Annotated in this window: 20 protein-coding genes; 6 read left to right on the plus strand and 14 right to left on the minus strand. The window is 40.6% G+C overall.

Translation table 11 applies throughout. From position 1 onward, the window contains the following. From crcB to lrp, 5 genes are all read right to left on the minus strand, one after another. Positions 1-381 (minus strand): fluoride efflux transporter CrcB, encoded by a 381-nt coding sequence (gene crcB / locus CXF95_RS18860; RefSeq protein ID WP_101200146.1) that lies wholly within the window; start codon positions 379-381, stop codon positions 1-3. Position 382: 1 nt separating this feature from the next. Next, the gene (locus tag CXF95_RS18865) at positions 383-1,738 is read right to left on the minus strand and encodes a replication-associated recombination protein A (RefSeq protein ID WP_101200147.1); all 1,356 of its coding nucleotides are present in this window, start codon (positions 1,736-1,738) and stop codon (positions 383-385) included. A 2-nt stretch (positions 1,739-1,740) separates the two neighbouring features. Next, positions 1,741-2,370 carry an outer membrane lipoprotein chaperone LolA gene (gene lolA, locus CXF95_RS18870; RefSeq protein ID WP_101200148.1) on the minus strand — a complete coding sequence of 210 codons (630 nt, stop codon included), beginning with the start codon at positions 2,368-2,370 and terminating at the stop codon, positions 1,741-1,743. A 21-nt stretch (positions 2,371-2,391) separates the two neighbouring features. After that, the gene (locus CXF95_RS31550) at positions 2,392-4,803 is read right to left on the minus strand and encodes a DNA translocase FtsK (protein ID WP_101200149.1); all 2,412 of its coding nucleotides are present in this window, start codon (positions 4,801-4,803) and stop codon (positions 2,392-2,394) included. A gap of 138 nt (positions 4,804-4,941) precedes the next feature. After that, on the minus strand, positions 4,942-5,427 hold the full coding sequence (lrp, locus tag CXF95_RS18880) for a leucine-responsive transcriptional regulator Lrp (RefSeq protein ID WP_101200150.1): 486 nt from the start codon (positions 5,425-5,427) through the stop codon (positions 4,942-4,944). 127 nt (positions 5,428-5,554) lie between these two features. Between lrp and ald the strand changes: the two genes are divergently transcribed. Further along, positions 5,555-6,688, plus strand: coding sequence for an alanine dehydrogenase (gene ald / locus CXF95_RS18885; RefSeq protein WP_101200151.1), 1,134 nt, complete (start codon positions 5,555-5,557; stop codon positions 6,686-6,688). 49 nt (positions 6,689-6,737) lie between these two features. Here the strand turns inward: ald and pyrF are convergent, their stop codons facing one another. The 9 genes from pyrF to gyrA form a co-directional block, all read right to left on the minus strand. Continuing rightward, on the minus strand, positions 6,738-7,490 hold the full coding sequence (gene pyrF, locus CXF95_RS18890; RefSeq protein WP_232787942.1) for an orotidine-5'-phosphate decarboxylase: 753 nt from the start codon (positions 7,488-7,490) through the stop codon (positions 6,738-6,740). Between the two features lie 4 nt (positions 7,491-7,494). Beyond that, a complete protein-coding gene (gene lapB, locus CXF95_RS18895; protein WP_101200152.1) occupies positions 7,495-8,664 on the minus strand; it encodes a lipopolysaccharide assembly protein LapB in 1,170 nt (389 codons plus the stop codon). Then, positions 8,664-8,936 carry a LapA family protein gene (locus CXF95_RS18900; protein WP_101200153.1) on the minus strand — a complete coding sequence of 91 codons (273 nt, stop codon included), beginning with the start codon at positions 8,934-8,936 and terminating at the stop codon, positions 8,664-8,666. Before CXF95_RS18900 ends, lapB begins: the two co-directional genes overlap by 1 nt. A gap of 173 nt (positions 8,937-9,109) precedes the next feature. Beyond that, a complete protein-coding gene (gene ihfB / locus CXF95_RS18905; protein ID WP_101200154.1) occupies positions 9,110-9,400 on the minus strand; it encodes an integration host factor subunit beta in 291 nt (96 codons plus the stop codon). Between the two features lie 127 nt (positions 9,401-9,527). Beyond that, a complete protein-coding gene (gene rpsA, locus CXF95_RS18910) occupies positions 9,528-11,198 on the minus strand; it encodes a 30S ribosomal protein S1 (protein ID WP_101200155.1) in 1,671 nt (556 codons plus the stop codon). 101 nt (positions 11,199-11,299) lie between these two features. Next, positions 11,300-11,998: a (d)CMP kinase gene (gene cmk / locus CXF95_RS18915; protein ID WP_101200156.1), complete on the minus strand. Its 699-nt coding sequence runs from the start codon at positions 11,996-11,998 to the stop codon at positions 11,300-11,302. 147 nt (positions 11,999-12,145) lie between these two features. Then, entirely contained in the window at positions 12,146-13,426 is a 1,281-nt protein-coding gene (gene aroA / locus CXF95_RS18920) for a 3-phosphoshikimate 1-carboxyvinyltransferase (protein WP_101200157.1), read from the minus strand. Beyond that, entirely contained in the window at positions 13,426-14,511 is a 1,086-nt protein-coding gene (gene serC, locus CXF95_RS18925) for a 3-phosphoserine/phosphohydroxythreonine transaminase (RefSeq protein WP_101200315.1), read from the minus strand. The genes aroA and serC overlap by 1 nt, the downstream gene beginning before the upstream one ends. A gap of 117 nt (positions 14,512-14,628) precedes the next feature. Then, a complete protein-coding gene (gene gyrA / locus CXF95_RS18930; protein WP_101200158.1) occupies positions 14,629-17,340 on the minus strand; it encodes a DNA topoisomerase (ATP-hydrolyzing) subunit A in 2,712 nt (903 codons plus the stop codon). 285 nt (positions 17,341-17,625) lie between these two features. Between gyrA and ubiG the strand changes: the two genes are divergently transcribed. From ubiG to yfaE, 5 genes are all read left to right on the plus strand, one after another. Next, positions 17,626-18,342, plus strand: a complete 717-nt coding sequence (gene ubiG, locus CXF95_RS18935) for a bifunctional 2-polyprenyl-6-hydroxyphenol methylase/3-demethylubiquinol 3-O-methyltransferase UbiG (RefSeq protein WP_101200159.1) — start codon at positions 17,626-17,628, stop codon at positions 18,340-18,342. Next, a complete protein-coding gene (locus CXF95_RS18940; RefSeq protein ID WP_101200160.1) occupies positions 18,343-18,999 on the plus strand; it encodes an HAD family hydrolase in 657 nt (218 codons plus the stop codon). Positions 19,000-19,458: 459 nt separating this feature from the next. Next, positions 19,459-21,774 (plus strand): class 1a ribonucleoside-diphosphate reductase subunit alpha, encoded by a 2,316-nt coding sequence (gene nrdA / locus CXF95_RS18945; RefSeq protein ID WP_101200161.1) that lies wholly within the window; start codon positions 19,459-19,461, stop codon positions 21,772-21,774. 64 nt (positions 21,775-21,838) lie between these two features. Then, positions 21,839-22,969 carry a class Ia ribonucleoside-diphosphate reductase subunit beta gene (gene nrdB, locus CXF95_RS18950; RefSeq protein ID WP_101200162.1) on the plus strand — a complete coding sequence of 377 codons (1,131 nt, stop codon included), beginning with the start codon at positions 21,839-21,841 and terminating at the stop codon, positions 22,967-22,969. Positions 22,970-22,974: 5 nt separating this feature from the next. Further along, the gene (yfaE, locus tag CXF95_RS18955) at positions 22,975-23,244 is read left to right on the plus strand and encodes a class I ribonucleotide reductase maintenance protein YfaE (RefSeq protein WP_101200163.1); all 270 of its coding nucleotides are present in this window, start codon (positions 22,975-22,977) and stop codon (positions 23,242-23,244) included. Positions 23,245-23,339 lie beyond the last annotated feature (95 nt).

Below are 23,339 nucleotides of genomic sequence, written 5' to 3' on the forward strand. Positions count from 1 at the left end.
CTAACCTTTCACTAATTGAGTGCCTAACCATGCTGCAAATAGACAACATAATATATTTAAAGTTACGTTAAGTGCAGCTTTGAACCACAAGCCCTGTTGAAAGAGCATTAACGTATCTACTGAGAATGTGGAGAATGTGGTGAGTGCACCAAGAAAGCCAATTCCGATTGTTGTTCGCCACAGGGCAGTTTCTAAATGACCATGCTCTAATAACGCATATAAAAAGCCAAGAAAAAATGAACCTGCTACATTGACCAGAAGTGTACCAAAAGGAAAGCCTTTGCCAAACCATTGAAACATCAGTTGTGTAAGAAAATAACGCAAACATGCACCTGTTGCGCCACCGAGTGCGATAAAAATATACATGGTTATTGTATGCATATTAATTATACCTGCGCTGTGTACTGCGTAAATCTAGCTCCTTTAGAAATTTTAACTTTTCATTCAGTTTTTTTTCTAACCCACGATCATTAGGTTGATAATATTGGGTATCACGCAACTCTTCAGGAAAATAGTTTTCTCCTGCCGCATAGGCGTGGTTCTCATCGTGAGCATAACGATATTCTTTGCCGTAACCTAAGTCTTTCATCAAGTTAGTCGGTGCATTTCTTAAGTGTTCTGGTACAGCACTATCAGGTGTGTCTTTGGCGTGTGCCATAGCCGCCTTAAATGCAACATAAACCGCATTACTTTTAGCTGCGCTAGCACAGTACAAAGTTGCTTGAGCAATGGCCCTTTCACCTTCTGCCGGTCCGACACGTTGGAAAATATCCCAAGCGTTTAAACATATCTGCATTGCTCTTGGATCAGCGTTACCAATGTCTTCTGTGGAAATAGCCAATAAACGCCTTGCTACATAAAGAGGATCACAACCTGCCACCAACATGCGAGCATACCAATACAAGGCGGCGTCGGGGGCTGAGCCTCGTACCGATTTATGAAAGGCTGAAATCAAATCATAAAACTGGTCACCATTTTTATCATATTGTGCGACCTTTTCGCCTACAGCCAGTTTTACCATGTCTACAGTGAGGATTTTGTCTACTGAACCTGATGGCAAAAAATCAGCACTGAGTTCTAAATAATTGAGAAGACGCCTCGCGTCGCCAGCCGCCATATCAATCAACATGGACTTGGCATAATCGTCTAAAGAAATTTCAGCAAGACCTAAACCACGTTCGTTATCGGTTAATGCTTGAGTGATGACGTCACTGAGATCGTCTTCGCTTAAGCTTTTAAGTACATAGACTCTAGCTCTGGATAACAATGCATTATTGAGTTCAAAAGAAGGGTTTTCAGTGGTCGCACCGATAAACGTCACTGTGCCGTCTTCAATATAAGGTAAAAATGCATCTTGTTGGCTTTTGTTAAAACGGTGTACTTCGTCTACAAACAAAATGGTGCGCTGACGATGCTGACTCGCATAATGTTTAGCGTTGTCTATGGCTTGACGAATATCTTTAACACCACTACTTACGGCTGACAATCGTTCAATATGCGCGTCGCAATGTTTGGCCACCAACTCAGCTAACGTGGTTTTCCCTGTTCCGGGAGGCCCCCACAAGATCATCGAATGGCATTGACCACGTAATAGCGCCGCTCTCAATGGTTTATCAGGACCAATGATATGTTGCTGACCAAAATACTGTTCAATCACCTGAGGACGCATACGAGCCGCTAAGGGTGCGAACTGTGCAACCGAGTCTTGTGTTTCTGCGAATTCAAATTCTGCGGTCATAGTTAGCGCTGGTCGTCCAACTCGTAACCATCAGGCATGACAAAGAGAAAAGTATCAGCGGGTAATGAATGATTTTGTTTTATTTCCGAGAACAACAGCACACTTTTTTGTTGCTGCCCATCTTGGCTTTCAAGCTCAACTAAGGTGTCACCCTTAAACACTAAACGTAATGACACAATACCGCCAGTTAGCTCTCGTGGTGTAATGATAAATTGGTTATCTGCTTGACTCACTTCAAACTCTTGCCATTGACTGCTATCGGGATTGGTTAACAAAATCAAAGGATTGTTTACAAGGGCGATATCAGCACGGTTAACAACAACTTGTTCTAAAAATGGGTCAATATTCCAGATATTGTCGCCATCAGCCAACAATACACTTTCGTTTGGTTCAAATAACTCCCAGTATAATTTGTTGGGTTGTTGTAACACGATCCGGCCAGTGGCCTGCTGTAGTAATGTATTTTCAATATCGACCACAGTTTGCGTGAAATTAGCTTGATAGGTTGCAAGTTTATCCAGCTTGACTTTTAGATGCTGTTTGGCATCCATATCGGTTGCAAGGACAAATGTACTGTTTAATAAGACTGTGGTGAATAAAATTAGCTGTTTGAGCTGGGATAACTTGTTCATTTATTATTACTTCTTGTCAGGTTAATCTCTAGGGGCAGCAGCGGCCAATACTTCACGGTTGCCATTATGCCCAGGTGAAGTTACGACGCCACTTTGTTCCATTTGTTCCACCAGTCTCGCTGCGCGATTGTAACCAATTCTGAATTTTCGCTGCACACCTGATACTGAAGCACGCCTACTCTCTGTCACAAAAGCCACGGCTTCATCATAAAACACATCATATTCTTGATCTGCATCTTCTGACTGTTCGCCAGGTAAGAGGATCTCTGCGCCAGCATCACCGTTTAAAATCTCATCTATATATTGAGGTGCACCCCGTTTTTTCCAATCAGCGACTACAGCATGCACTTCGTGATCATCCACAAATGCACCGTGAATTCGCGTCGGCACACCGGTTCCAGGTGGCAAATACAGCATATCCCCGGCCCCTAAAAGGGCTTCTGCCCCACCCTGGTCAAGAATAGTACGAGAATCAATTTTAGACGACACCTGAAACGCAATACGGGTAGGAATGTTAGCTTTAATCAAACCGGTAATAACGTCAACAGAAGGTCGTTGAGTTGCCAAGATTAAGTGAATACCTGCTGCACGGGCCTTTTGCGCAATACGTGCAATTAACTCTTCCACTTTTTTGCCTACAATCATCATCATGTCGGCAAATTCATCTACTACAACCACTATGGCTGGCAGTTTTTCTAAGATAGGCGCCACAGTTTCCATGCTTTCTTCAAACTTCCACAATGGGTCGCGAATAGGTTCGCCCGCTTCAATCGCATTCAACACTTTGGTGTTATAACCTTTTAGATTTCTAACCCCAAGTGCTGACATCAATTTGTAGCGGCGTTCCATTTCTCCCACACACCAACGCAATGCGTTAGCGGCTTCTTTCATATCGGTGACGACTTCTGATAATAAATGAGGAATACCTTCATACACCGACAATTCTAACATTTTTGGGTCGATCATGATCATGCGCACATCTTCAGGCGTAGATTTGTATAAAAGGCTCAGGATCATCACGTTAACACCCACAGACTTACCAGAGCCGGTAGTTCCCGCGACCAGAAGGTGAGGCATTTTCGCTAAATCGACCACCACAGGTTTTCCTGAAATATCCGCGCCTAACACCATAGTTAGCGGTGACTCGGAAGATTGGAACACATCGGCACTGATCACTTCGCTTAAACGCACCATGTCACGTTTTTTATTTGGCAACTCTAAACCAATAACTGATTTACCTGGGATGACTTCTACCACACGGACTGAAATAGCTGACATAGAGCGAGCCAAATCTTTAGATAATGTTGTAATTTTACTAACCTTAACACCCGGAGCTAAATCCATTTCAAAACGCGTTATAACAGGCCCAGGATACACTCCGACCACTCTTGCTTCGATATTAAAATCAGCGAGTTTCGCTTCGAGTAAACGAGAGACAATTTCTAATTCTTCTGGTGTGATGGGGTTTTTAATTTTATCCGCTCGTTCCAGTAAGTCGAAAGACGGCATAGGTCCCTGCTCTTTATCAGCACTGTCCTGGGATAAAGGTGCGAGTTCTGGCTCGGGGTCTGTCATCACGGGCTCTACTTTTGAGGAATTCCTCGAAAGGCTAATTTTTCTTTTTAACTCACTGATTGAAACCGGATTTTTCTTTGTATGTTGGGGTTCATCTAAAATACTTTGAGGAACAACAGGCTCTGCTGGATATGCCTCGTCGTTTTGTGACGCAACACTGCTATTTTTGGACTCACTGCCCCAAAAACTTTCATCAGAGGAACCTAGACCAACTGGCTCAGACTCAGACTCAGACTTTTTAAAGGTTAAAAGCAGATTCGAAGACCCTTTAAATTTAGCAGGTGTGTGATATATAAAACGGCTGATACGTATAGTCCACTCGCCAATTTTATCAACAATAGCAACCCACGAAACTCCACTTAAAAGTGTAAACCCTGTACAGAAAAAACATAGCAGCAAGAGTGTAGTACCTACCAGACTAAAATAAGGTATCAACGACGAACTCAACACGTCTCCTACCATGCCACCAGAAGTATAATTATGGATATCTTCTACATTAAGACTTAACAAACCTGTGGCGCCTAACATCAGTAAAATAACGCCTATCAGTCTAAGCCCAATGGTCAGATAATCTATCTCTAATAAAGTTTTGGTTTGTTGAAATAAAAACCAACCTAAAAATGCGCAACAAAATGGCAAGGTATAAGCAAAAGAACCTAGGATAAAAAACAATATATCTGCAAACCATGCACCTATTGGCCCTACCCAGTTATGCACATCACTTTGTAATCCAGCTTGACTCCAACCGGGATCCGCTGGATGAAAAGAAGCCATGGCGAGTAATAGAAAAAACGCAAAGACACAACTGATAATCATGCCTACTTCCATAATTCTTTGAATGCCTGTGAGTCTCGCCATAGTGTTTATTATCGTTATCAGTAACTAGGATTCTAGGTCCTATTAAAATTCAGATGTATAAGATACCAGTGCAGTCATAAAAATCCTAGTTTGCTGATGCCTACCGCTCGCAAATCAATCAATCCCGAGCAATGAATGTTATCTCAGGCTTATTTTGACTTGAGTTGATTCTTTTATCTCCTCCATGACCACATAAGTCCGAGACTCACTCACGCCCGGTAAACGTAATAAAGTGTCACCAAGTAACTTTCGATAACTGGACATATCGGCTACACGCGCTTTTAATAAAAAATCAAAATTTCCTGAAACTAGATGACATTCTTGAATATCTTCATGCTTGCGCACCGCAGTAGAAAATTCTTCGAATATATCAACAGATGTTTTTGTTAGGGTAATTTCTACAAAAACTAACATAGCCGCGCCCAATAATGAGGGGTCAACTCTGGCATGATAGCCTGTAATATACCCTTGGGACTCTAGCCTCTTAACCCTTTCTAAGCATGGGCTAGCGCTCAATCCAATTTTATTGGCAAGATCAGAATTAGTTATCCTCCCATTTTTTTGTAACTCAATGAGAATATTTCTATCGATCCTATCAATATGTTTAGGGGTTTTTATTAACATAGAATATTCCGTAAAATGACAATTTAGCAACACATTATACTTTTGAATGTCTGAATACAAAACAACTTACTTCGAATATTAACTTATAATTTTTAATTCAAAAATATCCTTATAATTGGAGTGAGTCATGTTAATCGGTGTACCAAAAGAAATTAAAAACCATGAATATAGAGTGGGCTTGACCCCAGCTGCGGTAAAAGAGTTTGTTAATCATTCACACCAAGTATGGGTAGAAACTCTGGCGGGGCATTCCATTGGTTTCACTGACGCACAATATATCGCGGCAGGTGCGGAGATAATTGATAAAGCAGCAACAATTTTCGCCAAAGCCGACATGATAGTGAAGGTAAAAGAGCCCCAACCAAATGAATGTAAAATGTTACGTCCGGGTCAGACCTTGTATACCTATCTGCATTTGGCACCAGATCCAGTACAAACTCGGTTATTAGTTGAGTCTGGCGCAACCTGTATTGCCTATGAAACCGTTACTGATAATAGAAATACCTTACCGCTTTTGGCACCTATGAGTGAGGTAGCCGGAAGAATGTCAATACAAGCTGGTGCACATTATTTGGAAAAAGCACAAGGAGGTAGCGGTACCTTATTAGGCGGCGTACCTGGTGTTGCTCCTGGTAAAGTCGTTGTTATAGGTGGTGGTGTGGTAGGTTTAAACGCAGCAAAAATGGCCATGGGCATAGGTGCTGATGTGACTATATTAGACAGATCACTTAATCGTTTGCGTGAATTAGATGATATTTTTGAGGGCAGACTAGCCACCGTGTTTTCAACCGCAGAAGCCATTGAATATTATTCTTCTAGAGCAGACTTAGTGGTTGGCGCTGTATTAGTTCCGGGTGCTGCAGCACCTAAGTTACTCAATCGTGAACATATTAAAAATATGAAACCAGGTTCGGTCGTAGTCGATGTTGCTATTGATCAGGGAGGATGTTTTGAAACATCAAAAGCCACCACTCATCAGGATCCAGTGTATATCATAGATGAGGTGGTACATTATTGTGTTGCCAATATGCCAGGCGGTGTAGCACGCACATCAACTATGGCACTCAATAATGCCACCCTACCTTTTGGTCTAGCCCTAGCCAATAAAGGCCCCAAACAGGCCATGTTAGATGACCCACATTTAATGAATGGTTTGAATGTGCATCAAGGTAAAGTGACATATAAAGCGGTTGTTGACGCTTTAGGACAAGAACTTGGCCTTGAGTATATGGATGCTAAAACCGCGTTAGAGACTTTATAATAGGTTGAAGACTTTGTAACAAGTTAAAGACTCTAACAAGTTGAAGACTCTATAACAAAATAGAATGATTGATTTCTATTAGGGTCTTGAGTGGGTCGGCTGATTGGGTAATTGGCCGACCTATCACTAAGTAGTCCGAACCCGCTTGAATAGCTTGTTTAGGCGTCATCACTCGTATCTGATCACCTTTAGCTGAACCTTCAGGACGAATACCTGGTGTGATTAATTTAAAATCTTTTGTGTCACTATATTTAGGAAAACTTGATTTAAGCAAAGTAGATTCTTGCGCCGAACACACCACGCCATCTAAACCACAATCGTGAGTGAGTTTAGCCAATTTTAATACTTGTTGCTCAGGTGTGGAATCAATCCCAATAGCAGTTAATTGTTGTTGATCCATACTAGTCAACACAGTAACCGCAATCAAAAGAGGTTTGTTAGCAGCATACTTATCTAGACTTTCTCTGGCATATTCCAGCATTTTTGGGCCACCTGAAGCATGCACATTGACCATCCACACGCCTAAGTCTGCCGCAGCTTGGCAAGCCTTAGCCACAGTATTAGGAATATCGTGAAATTTTAAGTCTAAAAAAACATCGTAGTTCTTTTCAACAAGGCCTGTAACAAAACTAGGGCCAAAGTGAGTGAACATTTCTTTGCCCACTTTGAGTCGACACAATTTTGGGTCAAGCTTATCAACAAAGGCTTCAGCTTTGATTATTTGATCAAAATCAAGTGCCACTACAATTTTTGGATCTGTTTGAATCTTTGTCACACTCTTATTTATCAAAGTCTTATTTATCAAATTACTCTCCGTCTAAGCCTTTAATCGGTTTAACCACTCCCCATTTTTTACATGAAGGGCATAACCAGTGAATTTTACTCCCGGCAAACCCACAACTATGACATTTATATTTAGGTCGTTGTTTTATTTGTTCTTCTACTAATTCTTTTAGCAATACCAGACTATTGGTGGATTGCTCATGATCTTGTAAATCTATGTACAAGCCCATTAATGTTTTAAAACCTTTCATAGTGGGGTGTTTTTTTAATTGTTCTAACAACACTTGCGCTGCATTTTCCACTTCGCCGTCTTTTGCCATAAGTTTGACTTTAGCCAAGTAGGCGGTAGCGCATTGCTGCCAGTATTCATCTAATACTTGATCTAGTTTTACATGATCATTCAGCTGCTCGGCACACTCCTCGATTAAAGGCACGGCCTCACTTAACCAACTCACATCACGACTAGGAATTTGACTCAAACAATCAATAGCGTCATCGTATTTTTGTTGTTGCATGGCAATTTCACCTAACAACAGCCACGGACGTACCGCTTTTTCATCCGTAGTAACTGCCTTTTTGAGGTTCACTTGAGCTTCGATTAAGTTATTATTTTTTAACTCAATATTTGCCTGTTCGCAATAAAAATGTGCCACTCGAGTGCATAACTCATCACTGTCTCCACCCGCACCAATCATTTGTTCTGCCAACTCTATGGCTCTTGGCCATTCTTTGGTAGTTTGATAAATATTGAACAATTGGATTTGCGCATTAAGAAAATGTTTTTGGCTATTCAATAACTGTAAGAAAGCATTTTCAGCACGCTCTAAAAAGCCCGCCAAAATATAGTCTCGGCCCAATTCATATAAGGCAGATTCTCGTTGTAAAGCTGAGATCTGTTCTTTGCTGACTAAGTTTTGATGCACTCGAATAGCGCGGTCAAGCTCACCTCTATGTCTGAAAAATTTGCCCATAGCGATATGGGTTTCAACGGTATCACTGTCCAAATCAATCATTTTAATCAGCGTATCAACCGCTTTATCAGGCTCATCAGAAAGTAGAAAGTTTAAGCCTCTGTAATAATGTTTGGCCAGTATACTTGAGTGTCTTTGTTGCGCTTGACGGGCACTGTTGCGTCCCATCACCCAACCATATCCGGCAGCAACGGGTAATAATAAAAAGAGGAGTTCTAACATTATGTAACGATAGTAGTCTGTGAGAGTTTTTTGTTTTTGCGTTCTAAGCTACTAATACGCCACTTTAATCGCAGGATATAGCCAATAAATATCAACACAGAGAATATAACGCCTATAAAAAATGTCACCGCCAATAACACTGACATCCGCATTTCTGTCTCAGCCAATATATAGTTGATTGGTACTAGGTGACTATTCTGTGAACCGATAAACCCAGCAACAACGAGCAATAACAATACCAAGAGTAGTAACAATAATCCTTTAACTTTCATTTCGCCCCCTTTGGGTTGTCTAATGTAAAATGATATTGATTGTTAACACAGTTTAGTTTACAGCTTTGATTGCTCAATGTGTGTCTACAAGATTAAGTGATAGAACGTTGTGTTAACTCTAACAAAAACGGCACCCTAATTGGAGTGCCGTTTATAAAAATATTACTAAAAAATCAACTAACTAAGTTCTCGTTGACTCTTTCTCGTAATTCTTTGCCCGGTTTAAAATGAGGAACGTACTTACCGTCTAATTTAACAGTTTCACCGGTTTTAGGATTACGACCAACGCGTGGTGCTCGATAATGTAGGGAAAAACTACCAAAACCTCTAATTTCTATGCGCTCCCCTTTTTGTAAAGTTTGCGCCATCTGTTCTAGCATGACTTTTATCGATGACTCCACATCCCGGGAAGGAACCTGACGCATTTTATCGGCCAATCTTTCTATAAGTTCTGACTTGGTCATTTATGTAACTCTCCGTCATTCAAAAAACTGTTACTACCGATAATAAGCGCGTTAATGTATTTGTCAAAACTATAAATATTTTAAATAGTTTTTATCAATTAACCAACACGCTTGCATATGACGTCAATTAGTCGCTTTTAGCAGCTTTAAAGGCATCAGCAAAAGCATTAGTGAAACCAACATCTTCTTGTTGATTCACTTTATCTAGCGCGTCTTTCTCATCTGCATGGTCTTTCGCCTTAACAGATAAGTTAACGATGCGATTCTTACGATCAACGCCCATAAACTTGGCTTCGATCTCAGTATCCACACTGACTACTGTAGATGCATCTTCAACACGGTCACGTGCTAAATCAGCTACGCGGATATAACCTTCAACTTCATCACCAAGCTTAACGGTTACGCCTTTAGCGTCAACTGCAGTTACCATTCCAATTACAATAGTACCTTTCTTAGTATCAGTGATGTACTGATTAAAAGGGTCTTCCTCGATTTGTTTAACACCAAGAGAGATGCGCTCACGCTCTGGATCAACTTGAAGAACAACAGCAGATATTTCGTCGCCTTTCTTATAGTCACTAACCGCTTCTTCGCCAGTCTTATTCCAAGAGATATCAGACAAGTGAACTAGACCGTCTATGCCGCCATCAAGACCGATGAAGATACCAAAATCAGTGATAGATTTGATTTTACCACTCACTTTGTCGCCTTTGCTTTGTGCTTTAGCGAATTCTTCCCAAGGGTTGGGTATACATTGTTTAAGGCCAAGAGAAATACGACGACGTTCTTCGTCAATTTCAAGCACCATCACTTCACATACATCACCAAGGTTGACCACTTTAGATGGGTGGATATTCTTATTAGTCCAATCCATTTCTGAAACGTGAACCAAACCTTCAACACCGTCTTCGATTTCTACGAAACAACCGTAATCAGTTAAGTTAGTGACCGCACCGCTTAATTTAGCGCCTTCAGGGTAACGGTTAGCAATTTCTTGCCAAGGATCGTTGCCCATTTGTTTCATACCAAGAGAAACACGAGATTTCTCTTTATCGAACTTCAATACTTTAACGTTGATTTCGTCACCAACATTAACGATTTCACTTGGGTGCTTAACACGTTTCCAAGCCATATCTGTTATGTGTAGAAGACCATCTACGCCACCTAAGTCAACAAACGCACCGTAATCGGTAAGGTTCTTAACGATACCTTTAACTTCATGTCCTTCTTCAAGGTTAGCAAGAAGCGTATCACGCTCTGCACTGCTTTCTGCTTCGATAACAGCACGACGAGAAACAACAACATTGTTACGTTTTGCATCAAGTTTGATAACTTTAAATTCTAACTCTTTACCTTCAAGATGAGTCGTATCGCGAACAGGGCGTACATCGACTAAAGAACCTGGTAAGAAAGCACGAACTGTGTTTACTTCAACCGTAAAGCCACCTTTAACTTTACCGTTAATAACACCTATGATGGTTTCTTTTTCAGTGTAAGCTTTTTCTAATTCTACCCAAGCTTCATGACGCTTCGCTTTCTCGCGAGATAAAATCGTTTCACCGAATCCATCTTCAATGGCATCCAAAGCAACATCAATTACATCGCCTACAACAACGTCTAGTTCGCCTTCGGCGTTTCTAAATTGTTCGACAGGGATGGCGCTTTCAGATTTAAGCCCCGCATCAACAAGTACTATATCCTTATCAATTGATACGATTGTACCTTTAACGATAGAGCCTGGACGGGTTTCAATTACTTTTAAACTTTCTTCAAATAGATCAGCAAAATTTTCAATCATAGTGTTTTAATATATTTCTTTTTGACATCCACGTTACAATCCAGTGAGCGCGGGGTTGTTATTCATAACCAAATCATCCTAACTTGGCAGGCTTTTTCTACTTAACTATTTACTGAAGTAGACGTTTTAGTTAATTTCTCTTCAATAAACATTTCAATCTTTTCAAGCACTTGCTCTATACTCAACGCAGTTGAATCAAGCACTAATGCATCTCTCGCTGGCAATAAGGGAGCAACGGTTCGATTCGCATCTCGCTCGTCACGTGCTTTTATGTCTGCTAAAAGGCGCGGCATATTAACATCATGCCCCTTATCTTTCAACTGCTTAAAGCGTCTATCGGCGCGTTCCTCGGCACTAGCCGTCAGGAATATTTTTACCTGCGCCTCTGGGAAAACGACAGTGCCCATATCTCGTCCGTCGGCCACTAAGCCTGGCGCCTGTTTAAAACCTCTTTGGCGTCTCAGCAATGCTTCTCGAATTGAAGGTAATGACGCTATTTTTGACGCAGTCGCTCCCACCTCTTCTGTGCGGATAGTATCGCTAACATCTTCTCCCTCTAATATGACTCTTACACCATGTTCTGTCGTTTCAAAGTTTACATCTAAGCCTGATGCTAAAGGCAACAAACCTGACTCGTCTTCAGCTGGAATTTGATGATGCAGTGAAGCAACAGCCAAAACACGATAAATGGCGCCACTATCTAAAAAGTGCCAACCCAACTTTTTAGCTAACAAAGTACTGGCTGTTCCTTTACCTGCTCCGCTTGGACCGTCTATGGTAATGACAGGTTCTATGTACATGCGCTCTCCTGAGCATAATAAAATCGGGCGTAATTATACGGATAGATGCTAGATAAGCAATGACACTAAGGTTACTTTTTATAACCTTACACCGATGAACCTTATAAACAGTTCGATTTACAGGCAATAGCCCCTTAGCCGGAAAGTTTACTTACAAATAGTCGCAAACCTGTCGAAATAATCAGGAAAGGTTTTTGCGGTGCAACTAGGATCATTGATCGTTACTGCTGTGTCGCTTAAAGCAACCAGTGAAAAACACATGGCCACACGGTGATCATTGTAAGTATCAATTTCTGCATGGAGTAACTGTTTGGGTGGCGTAATGGATATAAAATCTTCACCTTCTTCTACTATTGCCCCCACTTTTCTCAGCTCACAGCTCATTGCAGCTAGGCGATCGGTTTCTTTTACTCGCCAGTTGTAGATGTTCCTTATTGATGTAGTACCAGTAGCGAAAAGCGCAGTAGTAGCGATGGTCATGGCCGCATCTGGAATATGATTCATATCCAAATCGACCGCTTTTAATGGTGCACTTGTGACTTCGATAAAGTCATCTTGCCAATTTACTTTTGCACCCATTTGTTCAAGTACTTCGGCAAAACGAATATCACCTTGAATACTATTTTTTCCAACACCGGTAACCCTTACTGTGCCACCTTTAATCGCCCCAGCAGCAAGAAAATAAGAAGCTGATGAAGCGTCGCCTTCCACCATAAAATGCCCTGGTGATTGGTATTGCTGCTGCCCTTTGATCTTAAATTGCTGGTAATTTTGATTTTCGACGTCCATCCCAAATTGCGCCATAGTATGCAGTGTAATATCAATATAGGGTTTAGAGACCAAATCTCCGCTAATAACGATAGTGGTATCTTGCTCAAACAAAGGAGCACTCATTAATAAAGCCGTAAGAAATTGGCTCGATACACTGCCATCCACCGTAACACTCCCACCTTTTAGAGCATGGCCTTTAATCGATAAAGGTGGATAATTCACATTTTTTAAATAATCTATATCCGCCCCTGCTTGGCGCAAAGCGTCAACTAAGGCACCTATAGGACGTTCTTCCATTCGAGGCTCACCTGTCAACTCAAATTCACCGTGGCTACAGGCCAGTGCAGCACATAACGGGCGCATAGCCGTACCTGCATTACCCAAAAATAACATGACCGGTTTTGATACGTTAAACACACCTGCGTTACCTGTTACCCAACACTGGGTTTTACATTCAGATAATCGATAACTGACATTCAATTTGGTTAATGCACTCAACATATGATGAATGTCTTCGCTATCTAACAAATTAGTAAGATGCGTTTCACCATCGGCAAGTGCTGCAAGCAGTAACGCACGGTTAGACAAACTTTTTGAGCCAGGCACATTGACCGTTCCGTCGACCTTACTAATGGGCAAAAGATGCAATTGATCCATTATTTATGTCTCCTAGCGAAATATCGCATAAATTCAGTTAGCGCGTTCACCCCTTCGATGGGCATAGCATTATAAATACTGGCGCGCATCCCGCCTACACTTCGATGCCCCTTGAGAGCGGTTAACCCTGCTTGTTCTGATTCTTTTACAAAAATAGCGTCTAAATCCGTATTTGGAAGATGAAACGTTGGATTCATTTTCGAACGAAAATCAGGGTGAACTTTATTCAAATAAAACTCACTTTCATCAATACATTCATATAATAATGCTGCTTTTTGAGCATTTTTTTGAGCAATACTTTCAACACCACCTTGCGCTTTGAGCCATTTAAAGACCAAGCCAGCTAAATACCATGAATAGGTAGGCGGCGTATTGTACATGGATCCATGCTGAGCCATGGTTTGATAATGCAAAAATGTTGGGGTTTCAGGCATAGCAAAATCTAATAGATCATCCCTGACAATTACCACTGATAACCCCGAAGGCCCAATATTTTTCTGTGCGCCAGCATAAATCACTCCAAACTTAGAGACATCTACTGGTTTAGATAAAATATTAGACGACATATCAACGACCAATGGCACATCACCAGCATCTGGAATGTTATTGATCTCGATACCATCTACCGTTTCATTTGAACAATAATGGAAATAAGCACTTTTTTGATCAACTTGTGCTGCGGTAATACTGGGAACGGTACTTAAACCGTCTTCCATGATTATTTCGCCTGCCACATGTGTTTTCAAAAATTTGCTGGCTTCTTTTAATGCACCTTCAGACCAAGAACCTGACAGTAAAAAGTCGGCTGAATCGGCTCTCATTCGCAAGTTCATTGGTACAGCAGAAAACTGCCCTCGCCCACCGCCCTGTGCAAACAGGACTTTATAATTGTCAGGCACTGTGAGTAAGTCCCTTAAGTCCTGTTCTGCCGTCTCGGCTAGCGCAATATATTCTTTACTGCGATGGCTGATTTCCATCACAGAGCGGCCCATGGATTGCCAATCTAAAAACTCTGCTTGGGCTTGTTGCATCACAGATGCAGGTAACATGGCAGGACCAGCAGAGAAGTTGTAAATTTTTGTCATTTTTTTACCAAAAAAAACGAGCGGCATTAGCCACTCGTTATTGTTTCTAATATATCGATATTAATACCTATAAATCAGTGAGTTTCCATATCTTTCAATATAAAAAATAGGACTCTCTTATGCGTCTTCGTTATCTTGGGTATCGTCATCAGTGCTGTTATCAATAACGTCATCGGTGCTTTGCTCAGTAATGGCCTCAATCGCTTCAGCGTCTTCGGCTTCGATTAACTCAATTTCAAGCTCTTCGATTTCGTCGATACGCTGTAAGCCAACAACGTGCTCACCTTCAATAGTACGTATTAAGCGTACACCTTGAGTATTACGGCCAACAGTCGAGACTTCTTCAACACGCGTTCTAACGAGTGTACCTTTGTCACTGATAAGCATGATTTCATCGCTATCGTTGACCTGTACCGCGCCGACAACTTTACCGTTACGCTCAGATACTTTGATAGATACCACACCTTGAGTCGCGCGACTCTTAGCAGGGTAATCAGAGACGGGTGTACGTTTACCGAAACCATTTTCAGTCGCAGTCAAAATAGCACCATCACCTTTAGGAACAATCAACGAAATCACTTTTTGTCCATCTTTCAAGCGAATCCCACGCACACCTGTTGCGGTTCTTCCCATGGGACGTAATGCCAACAATTCTTCACCCGTTTCTGGATCAAGTTTGACATTACCCGTGTCAGCCTCACGTTGTTTTTCATTGAAACGTACGACTTTCCCCGCGTCTGAGAACAACATAATATCGTCATCCCCATGAGTGATATCTACACCGATTAACTCATCACCGTCATTCAAGTTAACCGCAATGATGCCGTTTGCTCTGGGACGAGAATAAGAAGTTAACGCGGTTTTCTTCACTGTACCGTTAGCCGTTGCCATTAATACATACTTACCTTCTTCAAATTCTTGAATAGGCAAAATAGCGGTGATACGTTCATTTTCTTCAAGAGGAAGAATATTCACTATTGGGCGACCACGGGCATTTCTGCTAGCAAGGGGTAATTGATATACTTTTAACCAATACAAACGGCCACGTGTAGAAAAGCACAATATATGATCATGGGTGTTGGCGACTAATAATTTCTCGATAAAATCTTCATCTTTCATCTTAGTAGCCGATTTACCACGACCACCACGGCGTTGGGATTCATAATCATTTAATTTTTGATATTTGACATAGCCTTCACGAGATAAGGTCACTACGACTTCTTCTCGTTCAATCAAATCTTCAATATCAATATCGTGGGAAGCTGCGGTAATAACAGTTCGGCGAGCATCACCATATTCATCACGGACAGCTTCAAGCTCTTCACGAATAATTTCCATCAAACGTTCTGGGCTGTTTAATATGTGTAACAACTCAGCAATGAAATCAAGTAACTCTTTGTATTCAGACAATATTTTGTCGTGTTCCAAACCAGTTAGCTTGTTTAAACGCAAATCGAGAATGGCTTGAGCTTGTTGTTCGGTTAAATAATATAACCCATCACGAATACCGAACTCTGGCTCTAACCAATCAGGCCGTGCAGCATCGTTACCTGAACGTTCAAGCATTTCAGCTACATCACCCAAAGACCAACCTTGCGCAGTCAAAGAAACTTTAGCTTTTGCTGGGCTCTCAGACGCTTTAATCATCGCAATGATAGGGTCAATGTTAACCAGTGCTATTGCCAAACCTTCAAGGATATGAGCACGTTCACGGGCCTTTTTCAGTTCGAAAACAGTACGACGTGTTACGACCTCGCGGCGATGTAAAATAAACGCCTTAAGAATATCCATAAGAGTGAAAATCTTAGGCTGTGTCTTATCTAGCGCTACCATATTGATACCAAACACAGTTTGCATTTGTGTTTGCGAATATAAATGGTTTAGCAATACTTCCGCTGATTCGTTACGTTTCACTTCAACAACAATACGCATTCCGTCTTTATCAGACTCATCACGTAGCGCAGAAATACCTTCGATTTTTTTCTCTTTTACCAAGTCGGCAATTTTTTCAATCAAACGCGCTTTGTTCACTTGATAAGGTATTTCGTGAACAATGATAGTTTCTTTACCGTTGTCTTCGGTTTCAATTTCAGCACGGGCACGCATATATATTTTTCCGCGCCCAGTGCGATAAGCCTCTTCAATACCCTTTCTGCCACTTATAAATGCGGCAGTGGGGAAATCTGGTCCTGGAATATGCTCAATGAGTTCTTCGATAGTTATATCAGGATTATTAACCATGGCTATACAACCATTAACCACTTCAGTCAGGTTATGTGGCGGTATATTAGTCGCCATACCTACTGCAATGCCTGAAGAACCATTGATCAACAAATTAGGCACTCTAGTTGGCATAACATTAGGAATAAATTCAGATTCGTCGTAGTTAGGTACAAAATCAACGGTTTCTTTTTCTAAATCAGCTAATAGCTCGTGGGCAATTTTTGACATGCGAATTTCGGTGTAACGCATTGCCGCAGCTGAATCACCGTCGACCGAACCAAAGTTACCTTGTCCATCAACCAACATATACCTTAGTGAAAATGGTTGCGCCATTCGAACGATAGCTTCGTAAACGGCTGAATCACCATGAGGGTGATATTTTCCTATTACGTCACCTACCACACGGGCAGACTTCTTATAAGGTTTGTTAAAATCATTTTTCAATTCGTTCATGGCGAATAAAATCCGGCGGTGAACCGGCTTTAAGCCATCTCGTACATCAGGCAGCGCCCTGCCAACAATAACGCTCATCGCATAGTCGAGATAAGAGTTTTTAAGTTCTTCTTCTATATTAATTGGAAGAATTTCATGGGCGTGTTCAGTCATATACAGCCTTGTCCCTAGTCGTTATTATTAGAATATCAATTAAGCAAAATTCGTTTGGTCAATTTTAAGCTAGGACTTAAAATTAGGTTTACGCTTTCACCCAAATTTATCTTTATTTTCAACCGCCTGATTCTATCACCTACTAATTAAAATGAATAGACAGAAGTCACGCCTATAGTATGCAAACAGGCAGAGAATTAACATATCTGCGATTTTATTTGCTCAGATAGTAGATTAAGATAGCGATAGTTTAAGTGAAAATGATAATTAGGCAAAATGTGAAATATGCAAAATAAGCAAAATGTCGACCATAACGAAATACAAAAATTTGCTGAGTTAGCCTCTAGATGGTGGGATCTTGCTGGTGAATTTAAACCATTACATCAAATCAACCCTTTAAGAACAGACTATATCCAGCAACATAGTGACGGTTTATCGGGCAAAAGTGTATTAGATGTAGGCTGTGGTGGTGGCATATTGGCTGAGAGCATGGCACGTCATGGTGCACAAGTAACGGGTATTGACATGGGTGAAGCACCTCTAGAGATAGCTCGTTTACATGGTTTAGAGTCAGGCTTAACGGTAGATTACCAACAGACTACCGCAGAGGAATTTGCAGATAAACATCAGGCTCAGTTTGATGTGGTCACTTGTATGGAAATGTTAGAACATGTACCTGATCCAAGCTCTGTGGTTAATGCGTGTTATCGATTAGTCAAACCCGGTGGACATGTATTTTTTTCCACCCTGAACAGAAATATTAAATCTTACTTAATGGCCATAGTGGGAGCTGAATATGTATTGGGTTTAGTTCCTAAAGGCACCCATCAACATGACAAGTTTATTAAACCCTCAGAATTGATGTCTTGGATAGATGACACCCCACTTCTAGTGCAAAGAATGATTGGATTACATATGAATCCTATTAGCCAAGAATTTTATTTGTCAGATCAAAACGTTGACGTCAACTATATTATGCATTGTCAAAATAGTGATGTGTAAATGTTAAACAAACCCGATGCGATATTGTTTGACCTTGATGGCACCCTTTTAGATACCGCCAGAGACTTGGGTAACGCACTAAATCATATACTAAGAGAATTGAAACGCCCGACTGTGGATTATGACGTCTATCGAAATATTGCCTCCGATGGTGCTAAGGGTATGCTTGAATTAGGTTTTGGGGAAGATTTACAGAACTTTGATTTTGCTCGATTACGACAGCAATTTTTAGATTATTATGAAAATAACATTTGTGTAGATACTGACTATTTTGTCGGTATTGAGAGCCTATTATTGACACTTAATCAGAAGAATATCCCATGGGGCATAGTCACCAACAAACCAGAGTTTTTGACGTTACAATTAGTCACATCATTTCCCCTATTACAAAACTGTGCAGTCATTGTCAGTGGTGATACTTTAAGCGAAAGAAAACCGCATCCCCTTCCTTTGTTACATGCTGAAGAAAAGTTTGCTCTGACCTCGCCTAATACTTGGTATATAGGAGATGCAGAGCGAGATATTCAGGCGGCTAATGCTGCTAATATGGTGAGTGTCATTGCTCAATATGGCTATATCACAGATTTTCAACAAACTGACGAATGGAATGCGGACCTTAGCATTCATGAACCTAGCGATTTGTTAGCTTACTTTTAAGCTAACAAATCGAAGTCAATTCACACCCAAACACGACATCTAGTGCCTACTGCTCACTTTTACCCCTATATATCCATAAATGATAAATCTCAGATTTTTACTTCAAAAAAGTTTAATAAAAAAAATATCTTAAATATTGTCTTGCATTTCTATTAAACGAAACTCAAAAGGCGCTTTTAGGTGAGTCACTACTAACCTTTTATTTGCTGCACCAAGATCGCACACAAAACCACCACATGTTGGGTTGCATTGATCTTAAAACCTCACTATCTTGTGTTCTGTAAGTTATAAAGGCACTACCAAAACGTGAACATTAAAAAATCAATTTAATAAAGCAATATAGTGTTGGATTTAACAAACAGACACAGGGCTTAGGGGTAGGGATCTCTAATTAATGCATTTTCGCGCTAAATAAAAGTCATCTATACGACTTAAAATAAAAAAGTAACGGCTAAAAACATGAATAACAATTTATATGTCACCAAACGTACAGGCGAACGTGAGATTATTGAATTGGATAAAATCCATAAAGTAATCGAATGGGCAGCCAAAGGTTTAAATAACGTTTCCGTTTCACAAGTAGAAATAAAAGCTCACATTCAATTCTACGACGGCATTAAAACGGCCGATATTCATGAAACACTGATACGCTCTGCTGCTGATCTTATTTCGACTGATTGCCCAGACTATCAATATTTAGCAGCGCGATTAGCCATATTCCATTTACGTAAAAAAGCCTATGGTCGTTTTGAGCCGCCTATTTTAAGAGAGCATGTTAAAAGCATGGTGGATAAAGGCAAATACGACCAACATTTACTGAAAGATTACAGCGACGCCGAATTCGATGAGATGAATGAATACATCGATCATTGGCGTGATATGGATTTCAGTTATGCGGCAGTTAAACAACTCGAAGGTAAATATTTAGTTCAAAATCGTGTCAGTGGCGAAATTTACGAAAGTGCGCAGTTCTTGTATATATTAGTAGCAGCGTGTTTGTTTGCTAACTATGAAAAAGACACACGTATGGACTACATCAAGCGTTTTTATGATGCCACTTCTAAGTTTAAGATCTCGTTACCTACGCCTATTATGGCTGGAGTTAGAACCCCTACCCGTCAATTTAGTTCTTGTGTATTAATTGAAGCAGGTGACAGCCTAGACTCAATTAACGCTACAACCAGCGCTATCGTAAAATATGTAAGTCAACGTGCCGGCATTGGCGTTAATGCAGGGCGTATTCGAGCGTTAGGTAGTCCTATTCGTGGTGGCGAAGCCTTCCATACAGGTTGCATTCCTTTTTATAAGCACTTTCAAACGGCAGTAAAAAGCTGTTCACAAGGTGGTGTGCGTGGTGGTGCAGCAACCTTGTTTTATCCTTTATGGCATTTAGAAGTTGAATCATTATTGGTGTTGAAAAACAACCGGGGTGTTGAAGAAAACCGAGTACGTCACTTGGACTACGGTGTGCAATTCAACAAGTTGATGTATACCCGTTTGATCAAAGATCAACACATTACCTTATTCAGTCCTTCTGACACGCCAGGTCTTTACGATGCGTTTTTTGCCGACCAAGATGAATTCGAACGTTTATATGTGCAATACGAAAAAGATGAAAGCATTCGTAAAAAACAAATAAAAGCCATCGAATTATTTAGCTTATTCATGCAAGAGCGTGCCAGTACAGGGCGTATTTATTTACAGAATGTCGATCACTGTAATACTCACAGCCCATTTAATCCTAAACTTGCTCCGGTTCGTCAAAGCAATCTATGTTTAGAAATTGCCTTACCTACTAAACCTCTAGAACATGTGAATGACGAAAATGGCGAAATTGCCTTATGTACGTTATCAGCATTTAACTTAGGTGCGATTGAAAGTGTAGATGAATTTGCTGAATTGTCTGATTTAGCGGTACGTGCATTAGATAATTTACTCGATTACCAAGATTACCCTGTTCCAGCAGCACTTAACGCTACAATGGGTCGTCGCACATTGGGTATAGGCGTGATTAACTTCGCGTATTACTTAGCCAAAAACGGCGTCAAATATTCAGACGGTAGCGCTAATGGTTTAGTGCATAGAACCTTCGAAGCCATGCAATATCACTTAATGCAGGCATCTTGTAATTTAGCTAAAGAAAAAGGGGCTTGCCCTAAGTTCGACGAAACGACTTATTTCCAAGGCCTAATGCCAATCGATACCTATAAAAAGGATCTCGATAAAATTTGTGACGAACCGTTGCATTGTGACTGGGATTCACTCAGAGCTGACATTAAACAATACGGTTTACGTAACAGTACCCTGTCTGCATTGATGCCTTCTGAAACATCGTCGCAAATATCCAATGCCACCAATGGAATTGAACCGCCTCGTGGACATATCAGTATTAAGTCCAGTAAAGATGGCGTGTTAAAACAAGTGGTGCCTGAATACGAAAGACTCAAAGATAAATACGAGTTGTTATGGGATTTACCGTCCAACGAAGGTTACCTTCAATTAGCTGGTATCATGCAAAAATTTGTTGACCAAACTATTTCCGCCAACACCAGTTACGACCCAAATAAATATGACGGTGGCAAGGTCCCTATGAAGTTACTGATCCAAGACTTGCTGACTGCCTACAAACTTGGGGTTAAAACATTGTATTACCATAACACTCGTGATGGGGCCGACGACGCGACTCAAAAAGAATTAACGGGCCAAAAATTTGTCCCGCAAGAAGTTATCGAAGAAGAAGATGACGATTGCGCAGGCGGCGCATGTAAAATATAAATTCAGTCAGCTGCTTAGGCAGCTGTTTCTAAGCAGTTTGAATTATTAATGGCAACAACACTTAATGAAATATACAACTTTTAACCAAGTAAATAACAACCCTCTGATTGAACCGATGTTTTTCGGAAATCCAGTCAATGTGGCACGTTATGACCAACAAAAACATCCGATTTTTGAAAAGTTGATCGAAAAACAAATCAGTTTTTTTTGGCGTCCTGAAGAAGTTGATGTAAGTAAAGACAGAGTTGATTTTCAAAAATTAAGTGACTCAGAAAAGCACATTTTTATTTCTAACCTGAAATATCAAACATTGCTTGATTCAATTCAGGGTAGAAGTCCTAATATCGCTTTTTTGCCGATTATTTCTATTCCAGAATTAGAAACTTGGGTAGAAACATGGTCATTTTTTGAAACGATTCACTCTCGCTCATATACCCATATATTACGTAACCTGTTTGGTGATCCCAGTAGCATTTTTGACGATATTGTTGAAAATAAAGAAATCAAAAAACGCGCGGAAGATATATCTAAATATTACGATGACCTCATTTTTGCAACCCAATTGTGGCAAACGTTAGGCGAAGGTACACACACAATTAAAGGTGAGACTCATATCATTACAATGCGTGAGCTTAAGAAAAAGCTGTATTTGTGTATGAACTCAGTCAACGCCTTAGAAGCCATACGTTTTTATGTGTCTTTTGCTTGTACTTTTGCATTCGCAGAGCGTGAATTGATGGAAGGTAATTCGAAAATCATTCGTTTGATTGCCCGTGATGAAAACTTACATCTGACCTCTACTCAACATGTGTTGAACCTATGGGCTAAAGGCAAAGATGATCCAGAAATGGCCGAAATCGCCGAAGAATGTAAAGAACAAGCCACACAAATATTCCTGCATGCAGTAGAGCAAGAAAAAGAATGGGCTGCATTTTTATTTCAACATGGCTCCATGATCGGACTCAATAAAGAAATCCTATGCCAATACGTTGAATTTATTGCTAATCATCGTATGTCGGCCATAGGCTTAGGTCAGCCCTTTGACATAAAGAATAACCCACTGCCTTGGATGAATAACTACTTAAGTTCTGACAACGTTCAAGTGGCGCCTCAAGAGTCTGAAATAAGCTCCTATCTGGTTGGCCAAATTGACTCAGAAGTCAGTGCTGAAGATTTTGGTGACTTTGATTTATAAATCATATGAGTAAAAGCAGCGACAGTTTTATGGTGACGATAAAAGATCATAAAACTGTCAAACACCCACCCCAAAATACCCTACTAGAAACCATCGAACAGCACCAGATTGAAATTCAATACCATTGCCGCGAAGGGTATTGTGGGGCCTGTCGTACAAAGTTAACAAAAGGCCAAGTGGAATATAAAACTGATCCTCTGGCCTTTATCGATGATGATGAAATTTTACCCTGTTGCTGTTTTCCTATATCAGATATTCAAATAGATATTGGTTGAGTTAAAGCTGGAGCTTTAAGAGGGGTTCTAAAACTCTTGTTCACACTAAACACTTGTAGTAACAAAGAGAAGGTCTGAAAATCCATCACCAAAAC

The sequence above is a fragment of the Paraglaciecola sp. MB-3u-78 genome, from assembly GCF_002835935.1.
Classification (GTDB): Bacteria; Pseudomonadota; Gammaproteobacteria; order Enterobacterales; family Alteromonadaceae; genus Paraglaciecola.